At 48.4% G+C, this 17,510-nt stretch carries 14 protein-coding genes; 4 read left to right on the top strand and 10 right to left on the bottom strand.

Annotated features, from left to right (window positions below; genetic code table 11):
- Positions 1–256 precede the first annotated feature (256 nt).
- The 7 genes from ACOTX1_RS14180 to ACOTX1_RS14210 all read right to left on the bottom strand — a co-directional run bounded on the left by ACOTX1_RS14180 (position 257) and on the right by ACOTX1_RS14210 (position 9,189).
- The gene (locus ACOTX1_RS14180) at positions 257–556 is read right to left on the bottom strand and encodes a helix-turn-helix domain-containing protein (RefSeq protein ID WP_001097216.1); all 300 of its coding nucleotides are present in this window, start codon (positions 554–556) and stop codon (positions 257–259) included.
- Positions 557–908: 352 nt separating this feature from the next.
- A complete protein-coding gene (locus tag ACOTX1_RS14185; protein ID WP_000262423.1) occupies positions 909–1,835 on the bottom strand; it encodes a hypothetical protein in 927 nt (308 codons plus the stop codon).
- A gap of 11 nt (positions 1,836–1,846) precedes the next feature.
- On the bottom strand, positions 1,847–3,403 hold the full coding sequence (locus ACOTX1_RS14190; RefSeq protein WP_001324699.1) for a TnsD family Tn7-like transposition protein: 1,557 nt from the start codon (positions 3,401–3,403) through the stop codon (positions 1,847–1,849).
- A 40-nt stretch (positions 3,404–3,443) separates the two neighbouring features.
- Positions 3,444–4,892 (bottom strand): ATP-binding protein, encoded by a 1,449-nt coding sequence (locus ACOTX1_RS14195; RefSeq protein ID WP_001049180.1) that lies wholly within the window; start codon positions 4,890–4,892, stop codon positions 3,444–3,446.
- Positions 4,892–7,015, bottom strand: coding sequence for a transposase (locus ACOTX1_RS14200; protein WP_000351437.1), 2,124 nt, complete (start codon positions 7,013–7,015; stop codon positions 4,892–4,894). Before ACOTX1_RS14200 ends, ACOTX1_RS14195 begins: the two co-directional genes overlap by 1 nt.
- Complete coding sequence (locus ACOTX1_RS14205) at positions 7,002–7,844, bottom strand: TnsA endonuclease N-terminal domain-containing protein (protein WP_000090707.1); 843 nt, start codon at positions 7,842–7,844, stop codon at positions 7,002–7,004. The genes ACOTX1_RS14200 and ACOTX1_RS14205 overlap by 14 nt, the downstream gene beginning before the upstream one ends.
- A gap of 142 nt (positions 7,845–7,986) precedes the next feature.
- A complete protein-coding gene (locus ACOTX1_RS14210; RefSeq protein ID WP_023304587.1) occupies positions 7,987–9,189 on the bottom strand; it encodes an NAD(P)/FAD-dependent oxidoreductase in 1,203 nt (400 codons plus the stop codon).
- 228 nt (positions 9,190–9,417) lie between these two features.
- On the opposite strand from ACOTX1_RS14210, the gene pitA reads away from it, so the two are divergent.
- On the top strand, positions 9,418–10,917 hold the full coding sequence (gene pitA, locus ACOTX1_RS14215; RefSeq protein WP_003861225.1) for an inorganic phosphate transporter PitA: 1,500 nt from the start codon (positions 9,418–9,420) through the stop codon (positions 10,915–10,917).
- 54 nt (positions 10,918–10,971) lie between these two features.
- Here the strand turns inward: pitA and uspB are convergent, their stop codons facing one another.
- Entirely contained in the window at positions 10,972–11,307 is a 336-nt protein-coding gene (gene uspB / locus ACOTX1_RS14220) for a universal stress protein UspB (protein ID WP_003861224.1), read from the bottom strand.
- A gap of 283 nt (positions 11,308–11,590) precedes the next feature.
- Here uspB and uspA point away from each other — a divergent pair, with 283 nt between their 5' ends.
- Positions 11,591–12,028 carry a universal stress protein UspA gene (gene uspA, locus ACOTX1_RS14225; RefSeq protein ID WP_003861223.1) on the top strand — a complete coding sequence of 146 codons (438 nt, stop codon included), beginning with the start codon at positions 11,591–11,593 and terminating at the stop codon, positions 12,026–12,028.
- Positions 12,029–12,125: 97 nt separating this feature from the next.
- On the opposite strand, the gene rsmJ is transcribed toward uspA, so the two are convergent.
- Positions 12,126–12,878: a 16S rRNA (guanine(1516)-N(2))-methyltransferase RsmJ gene (gene rsmJ, locus ACOTX1_RS14230; RefSeq protein ID WP_032627969.1), complete on the bottom strand. Its 753-nt coding sequence runs from the start codon at positions 12,876–12,878 to the stop codon at positions 12,126–12,128.
- A 7-nt stretch (positions 12,879–12,885) separates the two neighbouring features.
- Complete coding sequence (gene prlC / locus ACOTX1_RS14235; RefSeq protein WP_022652005.1) at positions 12,886–14,928, bottom strand: oligopeptidase A; 2,043 nt, start codon at positions 14,926–14,928, stop codon at positions 12,886–12,888.
- Positions 14,929–15,134: 206 nt separating this feature from the next.
- Between prlC and ACOTX1_RS14240 the strand changes: the two genes are divergently transcribed.
- Together ACOTX1_RS14240 and gorA are read left to right on the top strand one after the other, a co-directional pair.
- The gene (locus tag ACOTX1_RS14240) at positions 15,135–15,977 is read left to right on the top strand and encodes a 23S rRNA (adenine(2030)-N(6))-methyltransferase RlmJ (protein ID WP_006808562.1); all 843 of its coding nucleotides are present in this window, start codon (positions 15,135–15,137) and stop codon (positions 15,975–15,977) included.
- A gap of 70 nt (positions 15,978–16,047) precedes the next feature.
- A complete protein-coding gene (gene gorA / locus ACOTX1_RS14245; RefSeq protein WP_003861215.1) occupies positions 16,048–17,400 on the top strand; it encodes a glutathione-disulfide reductase in 1,353 nt (450 codons plus the stop codon).
- Positions 17,401–17,510: the final 110 nt, after the last annotated feature.

Consider the following 17,510-nt stretch of genomic DNA (forward strand, 5'->3'; position numbering starts at 1 on the left):
ATATTTGCTACTGACACTGATGAATTTAAAAGAAGATAGATTTTCATTTACGGATTATTTCCTAAATTCATCGATAATGTGATCGACATAAAATTTTCACTGAAGAATGAAGAGATAATTTAAGGCCGAGCGAAATAGCTCAAAATGGTGTATTTAACATAACAGAAGAAATGAAAGGCTCTATCGCAACCTGATACTTCAGGCCGCTAAGGGGTTAATCTTGTTGAAGAAAAATTAGACCGGGAAGCGCCAGGCGTCACCATTTCTCCCGCCTGGCTGGAAGTGAAGAATAATTGTGCATAGCTCCGTATTCGGGCTTTGCATCTGACAATGGTTCCCTGGATGAAAGTACGATCTCCACTCCAAGGACGCTGAACACCCTAAACAAACGCTCAAAACCCGCACTTGCAGGGTTGGCCTCTAGTCGGGCATAAGTTTGCTGTGTTATACCCAAACGTTCAGAAACATCTTTTTGCGTCAGTCCATTGGCTTTGCGAAAGCCGATTAAAACAGGACGTAACTGATTCAAAGTCTTCAAAGCGTATTGAGTGTTCATAAGTGACCTTCCGTATCGACGAGTTAACAAGCATAACGCAGGGATTTACAGCATATAGGCTGTAATGCTCATTAACAGACTATAGGCTGTAATACGAATCCTGCCAAGATGCGGCATCTTTCAAATACAAGGCCGTATTGGGTAAGCAGTACACCGTTATATAGCACCCCTTGCCCCTTTGCTGGAGAGGGACCCACGTGATCGCAGGTCTTTTAGACGTTGTTGCTAACCGGCATCATACACAGGTGGTAACCCCCAGGGAAACTCTATGAGTGATAATTTATTCCTGCCCCAGTCAAAATATAAAACCTTATCTAACTAGCTTTCTTAGTATTTTATAAATGAAGTGAAATTAGCGAAGAAGTTTTACATTGTAAAGTGAGCAAAAATATTTACCATTCAACTGGCAAAATTTACAATCTGCAGCCCTTAGCCTGAGAAAATGCACATTAACAGAATAATCATCAAGTCCGATAGAGGCATAACTTACGTCCTCAAAAATATCAGAAATAAATGAGTTGAAATTACAAAAATTAACTTCACTTAACATCTTGAACACCGCAGAAATATATCTATCATGCATTATCTTGACTTCGATAACCTTAGATAAACTTGAATGCGACTTACATTTGAAGAGATCAAAGAGAAAGTAAATCAGCATATTTTTATTGTCCGAAATCCATTTTAAAATTTTATTACGTGCACATGGTAATATATACACTGGATTTTTGAAAGGGTTTGAAACGTCAACCACAAGGGAACAATAACCATGAGGATTTATTCCACTTATAATTAAGTCACTAAGTCCTTTCACTGCATTCAAATAGTTATCAAAACAAACCTCATATAAACTGGTACTATGAACTGCACATTTAGATTCAAACAACCATCTATGACGCAGATAACCAATGCCTTTAGAGTGTATATCTTCAACAATACATTTGTGACAGTAACGAATGTTTGAGATGTTTACCAATGGATATGAATTAGTTATGTGAAAATTTTTCCGACAGGCATCTTCAACAGCGTTAAAATACCCGTAAACACCAGAAGATAACGACACTATATTGGAAGTTAGTATATAACCATTTCTAGTGGCAAGAATGTCATATATATCCTGCAAGCTATGCAATTTGTACATATCAATCAGTTCGAAACGAGGAAAGGCATCGTACCTTAGTGCGCCATGCTTTGATATTATGTTCCTGCAATTGGATAAGTTATACATTATCTGTGAACGCAGAAGAAAACTGTGCCACAATTCATTTTCGTAAACCATATAACTCCCTCTTATTTAATTAGTTCCATTTTTCTGAGAAGTATCATTGTCATTGGTAGTTTATCTCTGTATTTCAAAAGCCAGCCATGCCCTCCCAGTAAAGCATCTAGACTTGTAAGTGACATCGAGTACTGCCCCTGAGATAAAACATCATTTATTAATGATGATGAGATAATATCTCTCTCGCTCCAGTCTACTCTTTTATTTTTATAGCATCGTATTGTTTTAGGAAGACAGGAATTAAGCCAGTCACATTCATGTTTATTTAGCCAATAGAAACTTGCATAACAACTTTCTTTGACTAACTTTCGTGTTATAGAAACGGATTGATTATGTATAAATCTTAATATTTTCTGCTTATGACGCCGTCTTAAAGAATCTTTTTTACATTTTTTACGCCATGAGCATAAACCGTAACAAGATGAAATTACAGAGGATACAGCTCCTTCCGATAATGAGTTTTTCTCAGCTATGGATGCCAGACTAAACCCCCTTACAGCCATAGACTTGATAAGCAATTCAGTGAATATATTAATTTTTGTGTTTCGCTTAAACGCCCTCAGGTATTTTTTATAAATAAGTGTTTTAATGTAACATCTGCTGCGACTAAATTCCTTCCCAAGGTTGCTAACACTAGTATTATTTTCAACTATATGAAAACTGTATTTCTTATGACTTTTAAAGATTTCTTTCTTTTTATTAGTACGACTTCCTGCATACGTTGGCCAGCAAGTATTTAACAAACAATAACAAAGCAAAAGATGCTTTGTGGGATGCTGACAACATTTGTCTTTGAGTATAGGCTCCCAGTAATGATAATCAGTTAGGGATGTTGGTATAAGTCCCGATGAACCCTCCCCAAATAACTGGCACTTAGCATAAACATGTGCGTAGAATACATTTTTCTTTAAATTTCCATCCAATGATAATAAATTCAACTTTTTAAGTACATCCATGTAATTGGGGTGTGTAATATCTTTTCTTCTGATTATATTTAGGGACTCATAACAAAACTTAGCAAAATCGAAGTCTATCTCATTGCTAAGTTGTTCTGTATACGAAACAGGAGGCATCAGTCCAATACGTATGTGCGGTGAAGAAGGGACATGGATGCTTTCAAGCGCTACCGGATGCCGATGGCAGGTTGTAACCCCATGAAGCTGATGCGCCAGATGCCAATAAGTAACACCATAATGAAAAGTATCTTCACGAGCGCAAACCGGGCAAAACTTCAATAGTGTGCGCTGCCCTAGTGAAAAATTACTAAGGCGGCACAATCGATTAAGCCTGGCAGGGGTCGTGTTGAAATCCATAATTTCATTACGACTGATTGGTAGTGCCCAGGCAAAAAGAGGGAGTAAAGTCTGTTCATGCCAGAGCTGATCAGCACTTTCGGATGTATGAAGAGAAATAGCCTTTAATCCTGAATTGAGAATTGGATGGACGTTCATATCAGGTTTGTTGAAAATGATCGTTAACAGAGAAGATGGGGACATACCGTACACGGTAGTTGTCCGACAAAACCGGCTGAACAAGGATTCATCAGGCAAAACAGGCAACATTCTCATTTCCCACACCTCTCTTTGACCGTTACGAACTGTTACCTCATTACAATTTATTAAGTGGATCTATATTTATAAGCCCGCAACGCTGAAGAGCATCGTAGGTATTTTTCTTTTCAGCTGTTCTGTTGATAACAAGATCGTGGTCAAGAGACAGTATTTTCTCGTCGAAATTGCGCAAAACCTCGTCTATTTTTCCTACGAATTCCTTGTGCTGTGGCCTGTCTATATCCCCAGGGATCAAAGACTTTAGGGACTTCTCTGCCATGATTTTAGCCGAAGCATCACCCTCATTAGATGCAGAGAGCCATTTAGCTTCCTCATCTTCAGTCGCGGCCCCCGGGAGTGGAGTATCCTTATATTCCTCCGTATGACTCACGAGTACCGGTACAGAGGCCGACAAGACTGCGCCAGTGATGATTTCATTGCCGCTACCGATAACCTTTAATTGTGCCCCCCGATAAATCATCTGAGCCAATCCAATATTGCCTTTAGATAAAATGAATAATTTTTCGTTTAACTCATCATTTAATGGAGTTTCAACATTTGTCCATTGTAATGGCCATAAATAATGAATAAACGATTGCCAGTCTTGTGAATCGTATCTAACATTCTTAATTTTCATGTAACCACCAGACTCTGCCCGCCTGGCAATTCTCATTTTCTTTGTCAGCGTCTCGTCAAAAGGATGATTTCCACAAAAAACCATAGATACCCCCATGGAATCTACAATTTCATGTAAAAAATCAATCAACTTACTCTCACCCCCGGTTCTTGAAAATTTAAGCCTCTGCATTTCATCAATAACAAGGATACCCAAAAATGATGATTTAATTCTTTGTGCAATCTGGCGAGCCAGAGCACCATTTCTAATCTCAGGTGTAGTTCGTTCAATACCAATTGCATCATCTAATTTTTGTAAAATCTCTTCACAAAGGTCTCTCACACTTGAATTGTATGGACAATTAATCTTTACCCATACAATTTGCTTACTGAAGCCGGGAAAAACTCCTTTATAGCTGCTGTGTTCTATAATCTGAGGGAAATGATCCATGACTTGCTCAATCATGGTAGTTTTTCCAGAACCACTCATTCCAACTATCGTAATAGTTTCAGCCTGGGATTTAAAATATCCACTTTCTGGCTCAATATCAGGACGCTCATTTCCATAGTAATGAAGATATTGAATTGTTCCGCTTTTTAAAGGATTACGAGCTGCATAGCTTTCCCTAAGTGCCCGTAAGATCATCTTATAAGCCTGGATAAGATTGGTTTGAGGGCAACGGAATTTCTTTATACGTTCGACATACTGCTCTCTAACATTCGCCGGGGCAGTCCAGCGGATTTTTTCGTCAATTTCGGGGAAATAACTCATTTCCAGAAGTACTTCATCTTCCGTAAGCGCTTCAGGAAGTGCTTCAATTAAGGGATTGCCACGATACTCAGGTAACTCCTGTTCTTTATATATCGCTGAAACGCGCCGTATAAGATTCATTATTCTGCGTCCTCAGTCTTCTTCTTACCTTTTAACCATCTTTGTTTCTCCTCCCGGCCAGGCAAAAGCAGAACATTACTGGATGAAGGAAGTAGGGGTTCAGATCTTCCATTAGCAACATGAGTTCGCCCTAATGAATCAAGTTCATTTTTCCTGTTCTTTTTAATATCTTTACCATGTACCCGGCGAGATTCGTATATTTCATTTAATCTTTCGTTACCTTTCCTGTTAAATTCATCTTTATTATTGATATTGCTGAGCGAATCCAGAGTAAATAAATTAATTTCTTTTTGAGTATCTACCCAATCAGCCATTACATCTGTATCAAGATGAGCTTTCCCTTTAAATACATCTCTTTTCTTAAGTAGGTAATGTTTTTTGAAAATGCTATTTTTGTCAAATCTTACATATATATAATCTACGCAATTGTCATCTATTCTTGCTTCACAAGTGGTTCTTCCAAATACTCTGACACCTGATGCAATTTCAGGATCACATTCATAAAAAAGATTATTGTACTGAATCCCACCGGCGGTAATGTTAGCGTTCACAGGGATTAACAATCGTGCGATCACTTCGTCGGCCCCAACGGCTCTTGCGCTGAATCTCCCGTGCTTTAAGCTTATCATCCAACTATTTTTTGGTGATATTACGAGATCATTTTCAATCAGTAAGGGATTGATATAAGCCAGTTCCTCATACGTTCTCTGATTATGTGCAAGTATCTCCCGAATCAGTAAAGACGTGACCTCCTGAATCGTTAAACAAGCCCTGGATTGCGGTGTTGGCTCTCCTTTAACAATCTTTCCCCTTCGTGTTGTTCCAATAAGCCTATGAATAACCTCATCATTCAGAATGCCGAAACAGCGTTCAACAATGCTTTTTCTGTCGCCTCTACCGACTGGCGCAAACTCAAGTTTTGTCAGGGGGGTCATCTCTTCCTGAGGTTTAAGACCAATCATCTCCCCGTTGTCACACATCAATGTTAATGGAATGTGAGAACAAGGCCAATCATCATCAGTAATAGAGATTCCAAATAATCTACAATATTCTTTTTTTGGCATAAAGCAATTTGCTAACGCTTGTCGGGCGGCTCGCCATGAAGCATGGTATAAAGAAACATGAAGGCCAACAATCATTCTTGTTGCACGATCCACCACTGTATAAATAGTAGGACGCCCAATGACTTTTCGTCTGTTTAAACTCGAAATAAGATGTACATCAGCGACAGTTGAGTCTATTTCGAAAACATCACCCGGCAAAACAGTTGTATTAGCCACACTACCTAAAAGCGCCCGCATTTTGAGGTCTATTTCTTTTTTCGTGTTCTTCTTATTTATCGAGAAATCTTTAGTGAAGAGTTTTTTATTCCAGTATGAAAATTGTTTTAAAGAAGGAACATATGGAGCTCTATTTTCTAGGTTTGCTGTTTTAATTTCATCCCTAAAATACAAATCAATATGTCTCTCTAATGTTTTCTTTATCGTATCTCCGTTAACTTTATAATGATACGTAATGAGAGATTTTCTAATATTATTTATATCTCTTTCATTAAGAATGAAAACACGTGATCGTTCATTAGGTAATGCTCTGTTTTTTTTGGAATTCCCAAGTTTAATTTCATGTTTGATTCTACTTTTCCCAGCGGCGCCACAGTTCGAGAATGCGGGTAGCAATGCATAAATATCCTGCCCATGTCGCCAATACAACGCCAGAAGCGTTCTGATAGTATATTGTGATATTTTTTTATTTCTTGAGTAATCCATTAAAAGGTGCGACTTTTTATGTAATGCATAGTCGAACAGAAACATTCTGTCATCTACAAGATCTTTAATGATATTGTAATTTTCATCTCGCCTTCCTCTGTCTTTATCTGTTAATTCTTTCTCATCTACTAACATATATGAAGGATATATATAATCTTTACAAGTTATGCTATTTGATTCAATATAATATTTAAACATTGAAAATGAGAAAGGGATTGGCTTACCCGTTCTTTCTGATTTTATTTTAAACAAAATTAACAAATCGACCTTTCTGTCAAAATCCAAAACACGGTAAAGTCCCTCTGCAAGCAAATCAGTGCCTTGAGAGAGCCAGACTGAATTCCTAATAATATCCATTTGCGTTCAGTCCTATATAGTGGTCATTGGAAATTATCTTTATCAGACCGGTTTCGAGTATTGGATATGATAAATCAACATTTATCATTTTTAATCCAATCATTGCCTGCAATAACATCATCGCTTCTTGTGCATCTACCCCAAAGATTGATGAAATCATTGCACGTAGTCCTACTATGGGATAAACATCTGGTTTAAGCTTCCATAGGATTTTATCAAGAGGATATTTATCATAAAATTCAGAACCATCTCTTAATACAGAAGTAGCCCAGCAAATGTTTTTACCGACGACGTTATTGAGTTCCGAGCCAACATAAATTTGAAACTCAACATCAATCAACTGCCAAAACATCCTCTCTATTTCAAGTTTTTGGGCTTCGCGTTCAGGTATGCTCTCGTTATGTTTTACTGCTATAGCTTTGTATCGAAGTCCGCCTTCAGGAGTTCTCAAGGTCAGTAAAAAATCGGTTGTCATAACATTCAGAACTTCGACAGGTACTCCTCTTACTCCCCTCACCATAGGATGTTGAAAATGTAGATGATTTGCTATTTGTTGGGTAAGCCGGAGAGGAAAGAGTGGGAATTGTTCCCGGATATCAATCACCGAGTCATTAAACTCAGCCAGATAGAAAAAGTTACTTTCGACAGAAGAAAGGAGATGATGGTTTCGAAACGTCTTAAGGCCAAAGACTATCGAACGGTTTCCACGGGATTTAACGTCCTGAGCTCTAAGCCAGGGCTGATAACTTTGGCCATAGCCCACTCCTATGCCGTCACCTAGCGCATTTTCATAATCCAAATAGGATTTGAGACGCCTACCCCTAGCCATGATCGTACCCTAAAAACGACATTGATACGTACCTATATGTGCATTTTATAGTCTCCAACCCTATAACCACACATTCAGTAAGTATACAACATTAGCGTCGTTTTTTGAGAATGGTTACAACTTTAGTGCTTTGTGTACAACTTTATTGTCCTCGGACATCAGCCAGCGCTTGCGCGCATGCCCAGGCACTGGCCCACGCCCACTGGAAGTTATACCCGCCGAGCCAGCCGGTCACGTCCATCACTTCACCAATGAAATAAAGACCCGGCACGTTGCGGGCTTCCATCGTGCGGGATGAGAGTTCGTTTGTATCCACGCCGCCCAGCGTCACTTCCGCCGTGCGGTAGCCTTCGGTGCCGTTTGGCTGTACGCGCCAGTTCGTCAGCGTCTCCACCAGCGTTTCCTGCTCGCGGCTGTTGAGCTGCTTGAGCGCAACATCCGGAATTTGCCCTAACACCTGCAAGCACTCCACGAGACGCTTCGGCAACTGCATCGCCAGGGTATTTTTCAGGCTTTGATTCGGGTGCGCGGCGCGTTGCTCGTTGAGGAAGGCGTCCAGATCGCAGTCCGGCACCAGGTTTACGGAGACAAACTCCCCCGGCTGCCAGTAGCTGGAGATCTGCAATACCGCCGGCCCCGAGAGTCCACGATGGGTAAAGAGCAGGTTTTCGCGGAACACCGTGCCGTCTTCGGCCGTAATGACCGACGGTACAGACACGCCGGAGAGTGTCTGAAGCTGCTCCAGCAGCGGCTTATGCAGCGTGAACGGTACCAGCCCGGCGCGGGTGGGCAGTACCTTCAGGCCAAACTGCTCGGCAATTTTATAGCCGAACGGTGAGGCGCCCAGCCCCGGCATCGAGAGGCCGCCGCTGGCGATCACCAGGTTATCGGCGCTGACGGTCTCACCGTTGAGTTGCAGCGTGTAGCCCTGCTCGTCACGGGCGACGTCCAGCACTTCGGTGCGCAGGCGCATTACTACGCCGCCTTTCTCGCACTCGGCCACCAGCATATCAACGATTTGTTGCGCGGAGTCGTCGCAGAACAGCTGTCCCAGCGTCTTCTCATGCCACGCGATACCGTGTTTACCCACCAGTTCGATAAAATCCCACTGGGTATAGCGCGCCAGCGCAGATTTGCAAAAATGGCGGTTCTGGCTCAAATAGGCCGCAGGCTCGACATAAAGATTAGTAAAGTTGCAGCGCCCACCGCCAGACATCAGGATCTTGCGGCCAGGCTTTTTTCCGTTATCCAGCAGCAGCACGCGACGACCCGCTTGTCCGGCCATCGCCGCACAAAACATACCCGCCGCACCGGCGCCAATAACTACGGCATCAAACCTTTCCACGTCAAAATCCTCTTCGTTAACTGCCGCGGATTGTAAAGTTTCCTCAGTGGTCGCACCAGCGTAAAAAGATATTACAAAGCCATTTCATTGATATTTAAAGATTATCCTTTCAGGCACATTTCTCAAATCAGGTGGTATGTCAAAAAAAGTCTATATTTCACTTTGCCCGTTGCGCATTTGTCCTGGATAATGCGCCGCGTTCATGTCCTCAAAATGGCGTAACGTCCTATGCTACATTTGTTTGCCGGCCTGGATTTACATACCGGGCTTTTATTATTGCTTGCTCTGGTTTTTGTGCTGTTTTACGAAGCGATCAACGGCTTCCACGACACTGCAAACGCAGTAGCAACGGTTATCTACACTCGCGCAATGCGATCGCAGCTTGCGGTTGTTATGGCGGCGGTATTTAACTTTTTTGGTGTCCTCCTGGGCGGACTGAGCGTTGCGTATGCCATTGTGCATATGCTGCCAACGGATCTGCTGCTTAACGTGAGTTCCGGTCATGGCCTGGCCATGGTGTTCTCTATGCTGCTTGCTGCGATTATCTGGAACCTCGGTACCTGGTATTTCGGCCTGCCGGCATCCAGCTCTCACACCCTCATCGGCGCGATTATCGGTATCGGGTTAACCAATGCCCTGATGACCGGGACCTCCGTCGTTGATGCGCTGAATATCCCGAAAGTTCTCGGCATTTTCGGCTCTCTGATCATCTCCCCTATCGTCGGTCTGGTGGTGGCGGGTGGCTTGATTTTCATCCTGCGTCGCTACTGGAGCAACACGAAAAAACGTGCGCGTATCCACCTGACGCCAGCAGAGCGTGAGAAGAAAGACGGCAAGAAAAAGCCGCCGTTCTGGACGCGTATCGCGCTGATCATTTCCGCTATCGGCGTCGCCTTCTCTCATGGCGCGAACGATGGTCAGAAAGGTATCGGCCTGGTGATGCTGGTTCTGATTGGCGTCGCACCGGCGGGCTTCGTGGTTAACATGAACGCCTCCGGTTACGAAATCACCCGTACCCGTGATGCGGTAAACAACGTTGAGACTTACTTCCAGCAGCATCCTGATTTGCTGAAGAAAGCGACCGGCGTGGACCAGCTGATTCCTTCTCCGGAGTCAGGCGCAACGACGGCACCGGGCGAGTTCCATTGCCATCCGGCAAACGCGATTAACGCGCTGGAACGTGCGAAAGGCATGCTGGCCGATATCGAAAGCTATGACAAACTGGCTGTTGAACAGCGTGGTCAGCTGCGTCGCATCATGCTCTGTATCTCCGACGTGACCGATAAAGTCGCGAAGCTGCCAGAGGTTAATGCTGACGACCAACGTCTGCTGAAGAAACTGAAAGGCGATATGCTCAATACCATTGAGTACGCGCCAATCTGGATCATCATGGCGGTCGCGCTGGCGCTGGGTATCGGTACGATGATTGGCTGGCGTCGTGTGGCGACCACCATCGGCGAGAAGATCGGTAAGAAAGGCATGACCTATGCGCAGGGTATGTCCGCGCAGATGACGGCAGCGGTATCTATCGGTCTGGCGAGTTACACCGGTATGCCAGTCTCCACCACCCACGTACTCTCTTCGTCCGTGGCAGGTACAATGATTGTTGACGGCGGCGGTTTGCAGCGTAAAACCGTGACCAACATCCTGATGGCCTGGGTGTTCACCCTCCCGGCGTCCATCCTGCTGTCTGGCGGTCTGTACTGGATTTCGCTGAAGCTGATTTAATCGGCTGAAGGCGACAAAAAAGCGGGTCAGGAAACTGGCCCGCTTTTTTTATGCTCAGTGCCAAATCATCAGCGCAATCATACTCACCACAACCAGACCACACAGGGCGCTGGTCAAAATGAACTGACGACGCAGGCGCTCGCAGCGACGGATAAACTCTTCATCGTGGTGATCGCGGTAGCGTTGGTAGTAGATATACCCCACCAGACGCATCTGCTTGCTGGGCTGTCCGTGCGAGGTGAAGAACCCTCCACCGTCCACATACTGATAAAGCAACGGATCGCAACCACGAAGTACCACTAACAGCGCACGTAACGATGAGAAGTAGCGCGCCATATTCACTATGCAAACCACGCATAACGCCCAAAACAATGCGACGGTGCTAATCATACATCCTCCCCGGCGTCCGCCCACGAAGCAAGGCTCCTGAGCTACCGCACCCCAATGCCCTGACAGACAGTTCAGTGAAAGAATGACCAAAAGTCGATCCGGTTCGCGTTTTAATATCCGAACGGCTCATTAAATAGTGTAGGAGATCCGTTAATTTTTTTGCCACAAGGTTAATCGTTATCAACACCAAAGCTTGAAAAATATGTTTAACTGGGCCGTAATGAAAGCATCAGACGACGGCTTTCCCATTTAGTCATCGATAACTTAAGGAAGGAGTAACACTATGGCTTACAAACACATTCTTATCGCGGTAGACCTCTCCCCGGAGAGTAAAGTGCTGGTTGATAAAGCAGTATCCATGGCACGTCCCTACAACGCGAAAGTTTCGCTGATTCACGTAGATGTGAATTACTCCGACCTCTACACCGGTCTGATCGACGTGAATCTCGGCGATATGCAGAAACGCATCTCCGAAGAGACTCACCACGCGCTGAGCGAGCTTTCTACCAACGCGGGCTATCCGATCACTGAAACCTTAAGCGGTAGCGGCGATCTGGGCCAGGTGCTGGTTGATGCGATTAAGAAATACGATATGGACCTGGTGGTATGTGGTCACCATCAGGACTTCTGGAGCAAACTGATGTCTTCCGCGCGCCAGCTGATTAACACCGTTCACGTGGATATGCTGATTGTTCCACTGCGTGACGAAGAAGACGAGTAAGTGCGTTAAATTCCCCTCACCCTAACCCTCTCCCAAAGGGAGAGGGAATAGATCGAGGATGTAGGCCGGGTAAGGCGAAGCCGCCACCCGGCTTTTTCTATTCCGGCGTACCCGAATAAATATCAAACCGGTGCCCTTTCGTGGTCACCGCGTTAGTGGTCGCAACGTCCGCCAGCGGCGGCGCATAGTCCGGCCGCTTCACCACCACACGCTTCGTCGCCAGCTGACGAGCCGGTTCCAGCAGGCCATCGGCATCTAAATCTGGCCCCACCAGCGACTGAAACACCCGCATCTCTTTCTTCACCAGCGCGCTTTTCTGCTTATGCGGGAACATGGGGTCGAGATAAACCACCTGCGGGCGCGGGGTGATGTCGGTGAGCGCCGTCAGGCTGGAGGCATGAATAAGTTGCAAACGTTCCTGTAACCACGAGCCGATTTCCGGGTCCGCATAGCCCCGCGTCAGCCCGTCGTCAAGCAGCGCGGCGACAACCGGATTACGCTCCAGCATCCGCACCCGGCAGCCCACCGAGGCCAGCACAAACGCATCGCGCCCCAGCCCCGCCGTGGCGTCCACCACGTCCGGAAGATAGCTCCCTTTAATGCCAACCGCCTTGGCCACCGCTTCGCCGCGACCGCCGCCGAACTTACGCCGGTGCGCCATCGCGCCGCCGACAAAATCGACAAAAATCCCGCCAAGCTTTGGCTCATCGCGCTTGCGCAGCTCCAGATGTTCCGGCGTCATCACCAGCGCCATCAGGTTGTCTTCATCATGTTCCAGCCCCCAGCGGGCCGCCAGAACAGATAAGGCGCCGTCCCCGGCGCCTGTTTCATCTACTAAGCAGATCTTCACGTAGCAATCAGCCTTTGATTCCGTAATGCTCCAGCATCGCATCCAGCTGCGGCTCGCGGCCACGGAAGCGTTTGAACAGCTCCATAGGCTCTTCTGAACCGCCGCGGGTCAGGATGTTGTCGAGGAACGACTGACCGGTTTCGCGGTTGAAAATCCCCTCTTCTTCGAAGCGCGAGAAGGCATCCGCCGCCAGCACGTCGGCCCACAGGTAGCTGTAGTAGCCTGCGGCGTACCCGCCTGCGAAGATATGGCTGAACGCGTGCGGGAAACGTCCCCAGGTTGGCCCTGGAATAACGGCAACCTGCTTTTTAATCTCAGCCAGGGTTTCGAGGATTTTCGCCCCCTGCTCCGGGCTGAACTCGGCGTGCAGGCGGAAGTCGAACAGGCCGAACTCCAGCTGGCGCAGGATAAACATCGCCGCCTGGTAGTTTTTCGCTGCCAGCATTTTATCCAGCAGTTCTTTCGGCAGCGGTTCACCCGTTTCGTAATGACCGGAGATAAACGCCAGCGCGTCCGGCTCCCAGCACCAGTTTTCCATAAACTGGCTAGGCAGCTCGACCGCATCCCATGGCACACCGCTGATACCGGCGACGCCAGCGGTTTCGATGCGGGTCAGCATGTGGTGCAGGCCGTGACCGAACTCGTGGAACAGGGTGATCACTTCATCGTGGGTAAACAGCGCAGGTTTGCCGCTCACCGGACGGTTGAAGTTACAGGTCAGGTAGGCGACCGGTTTTTGCAGGGAACCATCCGCTTTACGCATCTGGCCCACGCAGTCGTCCATCCACGCCCCGCCGCGCTTGTTCTCACGCGCGTAGAGATCGAGGTAGAAGCTGCCGCGCAGTTCGTTTTTCTCGTCATACAGCTCAAAGAAGCGCACGTCCGGATGCCAGACGTCGATGTCGGTACGCTCTTTCGCGGTAATGCCGTAGATGCGTTTCACCACCTCGAACAGGCCGTTAACGGCTTTGTTTTCCGGGAAGTACGGACGCAGTTGTTCGTCGCTGATGCTGTAGAGATGCTGTTTCTGTTTTTCGCTGTAGTACGCGATATCCCACGGCTGAAGCTCGTCTACGCCGAACTCCGCTTTCGCAAAGGCGCGCAGCTGAGCCAGTTCTTTTTCACCCTGAGGACGGGCGCGTTTCGCCAGATCGGTCAGGAAGTCGAGCACCTGCTGTGGGTTCTCGGCCATTTTGGTGGCGAGGGATTTATCCGCGTAGCTGTCGAAGCCCAGCAGCTGTGCCAGCTCGTGGCGCAGGGCGAGGATCTCCGCCATCACCGGGCTGTTATCCCATTTGCCCGCATTCGGCCCCTGATCGGAGGCGCGGGTGCTGTAGGCGCGGTACATCTCTTCGCGCAGGGCCTGGTTGTCGCAGTAGGTCATCACCGGCAGATAGCTTGGGATATCCAGCGTTAACAGGAAGCCTTCCTGCTCTTTCGCTTCGGCCTGGGCTTTTGCTGCCGCCAGCGCGCTTTCCGGCATGCCCGCCAGTTCAGATTCATCGGTAATCAGCTTCGTCCAGCCCATGGTAGCGTCGAGGACGTTATTGCTGTACTGGTTGCCCAGCTCGGACAGGCGCGCAGCGATTTCACCGTAGCGAACCTGTTTTTCTTTTGGCAGGCCAATCCCGGACAGTTCGAAATCACGCAGGGCGTTATCGACCGATTTTTTCTGCGCCGTGTTCAGTTCGGCATAGTGGTCGCCGTCGCGCAGGTCGCGGTAGGCTTTGTAGAGCCCCTCATGCTGGCCGACCCAGGTGCTGTACTCAGAGAGCAGCGGCAGGGTTTGCTCGTAGGCTTCGCGCAGCTCCGGGCTGTTTTTTACCGAGTTCAGGTGGCTCACCGGGGAGAAGATGCGCCCCAGCACGTCGTCCACTTCGGCCAGCGGCTGACACAGATTTTCCCAGGTGTACGGCCCGCCCTGCGCGACCACGCTTTCTACCGCCGCGCGGCAGTTGTCCAGCGATTGCGTAACCGCTGGAACCACATGCTCGGGGAGGATTTTAGAAAACGGTGGCAACGAAAAAGGCGTCAGTAATGGATTGGTCATAAACGCTGTCCTGTTGAAATAGGTGAATGAAGCGCGCATCCGGCGCTGTGCATATTGTTCAGTAATGGGGTTAAGTGTAGAGGATTTCAATGCCAGACGTGGCGGAAAAGAGCCCGGTGGCGCTGCGCTTACCGGGCCTGCGGGTAATCTGTGCCGTTCTGCTGTAAACTGTGGCAAATCGTCAATTCAGCGGAATATCATTACCCATGCTCAGTTATCGCCACAGCTTCCACGCAGGCAACCACGCCGACGTCCTCAAACACACCGTTCAGAGCCTGATCATCGAATCGCTTAAAGAAAAGGATAAACCGTTCCTTTATCTGGACACCCACGCGGGCGCGGGCCGTTATCAGCTGAGCGGCGAGCATGCTGAGCGTACCGGTGAATATCTGGAAGGGATTGCGCGTATCTGGCAGCAGGACGATCTGCCTGCCGAGCTGGAGCCGTACATTGGCGTGGTGAATCACTTCAACCGCAACGGCCAGTTGCGTTACTACCCTGGCTCCCCGCTGATTGCCCGCCAGCTGCTGCGCGAGCAGGACAGCCTCCAGTTAACCGAGCTGCACCCGAGCGACTTCCCGCTGCTGCGTTCTGAGTTTCAGAAAGATAACCGCGCCCGCGTAGACAAAGCCGATGGTTACCAGCAGCTGAAAGCCAAACTGCCGCCGGTTTCCCGTCGCGGCCTGGTGCTAATTGACCCACCGTACGAAATCAAAACCGACTATCAGGCGGTGGTGACCGGCATTAACGAAGGTTACAAACGCTTTGCGACCGGCACCTATGCTCTGTGGTATCCGGTAGTGCTGCGCGCGCAAATTAAACGCATGATCAAAGACCTCGAAGCGACGGGCATTCGCAAAATCCTGCAAATTGAGCTGGCGGTGCGCCCTGACAGCGACCAGCGCGGCATGACCGCGTCCGGCATGATCGTCATTAACCCGCCGTGGAAGCTCGAAGCACAGATGAACAACGTGCTGCCGTGGCTGCACAAAACGCTGGTGCCAGCCGGTACGGGTCACGCCACCGTGAGCTGGATCGTGCCGGAGTAATCGCAGCCATCGGTGGAAACTATTGATTTCAGGTATACAATCGCGGCAATTCACGATTAAGGACAACGCTATGACTAAGCATTATGACTACATCGCAATCGGCGGCGGCAGCGGCGGCATCGCCTCCATCAACCGTGCAGCCATGTACGGCCAGAAGTGTGCGCTGATTGAAGCCAAAGAACTCGGCGGCACCTGCGTGAACGTGGGTTGTGTACCGAAGAAAGTGATGTGGCATGCCGCGCAAATCCGTGAAGCTATCCATATGTATGGCCCGGACTACGGCTTTGACACCACCATCAACCACTTCGACTGGGATAAACTGATCGCCAGCCGTACCGCCTACATCGACCGTATTCACACCTCGTACGATAACGTGCTGGGCAAGAATAACGTCGACGTGATCCGCGGCTTTGCCCGTTTCGTGGATGCGAAGACGATCGAAGTGAACGGCGAGACGATCACCGCCGATCACATCCTGATCGCCACCGGCGGCCGTCCGAGCCACCCGCACATTCCGGGCGCGGAATACGGTATTGACTCCGACGGGTTCTTCGAGCTGCCTGCTCTGCCAGAACGCGTTGCCATTGTGGGCGCAGGTTACATCGCGGTTGAACTGGCCGGCGTGATTAACGGCCTGGGGGCGGAAGCGCACCTGTTCGTGCGTAAACACGCGCCGCTGCGCAGCTTTGACCCGCTGATCGTCGACACGCTGGTCGAGGTGATGAACGCCGAAGGCCCAACCCTGCACACCAACGCCGTGCCAAAAGCGGTGGTGAAAAATGCGGACGGTAGCCTGACGCTGGAGCTGGAAGATGGCCGCAGCCAGACCGTTGACTGCCTGATCTGGGCGATTGGCCGTGAACCGGCCACCGACAACTTCAACCTGGCCGCAACCGGGGTGAAAACCAATGAAAAAGGCTACATTGTCGTTGATAAATTCCAGAACACCAGCGTACCGGGCATTTATGCCGTCGGTGATAACACCGGCGCCGTAGAGCTGACGCCGGTTGCCGTGGCGGCGGGGCGTCGTCTTTCCGAGCGTCTGTTTAACAACAAGCCGGACGAACATCTGGATTACAGCAACATTCCGACCGTGGTCTTCAGCCACCCGCCAATCGGTACCGTCGGCTTAACCGAGCCGCAGGCGCGTGAGCAGTACGGCGATGATCAGGTGAAAGTGTATAAATCGGCGTTTACCGCGATGTATACCGCGGTCACCTCGCACCGTCAGCCGTGCCGCATGAAGCTGGTCTGCGTGGGCCCGGAAGAGAAGATCGTCGGCATCCACGGCATTGGCTTCGGCATGGACGAGATCCTGCAAGGCTTCGCGGTGGCGCTGAAGATGGGCGCAACGAAGAAAGACTTCGATAACACCGTGGCAATCCACCCGACTGCGGCGGAAGAATTTGTGACCATGCGCTGATCGGTCTGATCCGCAACAAAACCGGCCAACTGGCCGGTTTTTTTATGCCCTGGGCAGGTAAACCTAACGGGTGTACAAACGGTAACAAAATAACCCGCTACCCGCGGTGG

The organism is Enterobacter cloacae complex sp. IR5401, assembly GCF_049238425.1.
GTDB lineage: Bacteria > Pseudomonadota > Gammaproteobacteria > Enterobacterales > Enterobacteriaceae > Enterobacter > Enterobacter hormaechei_C.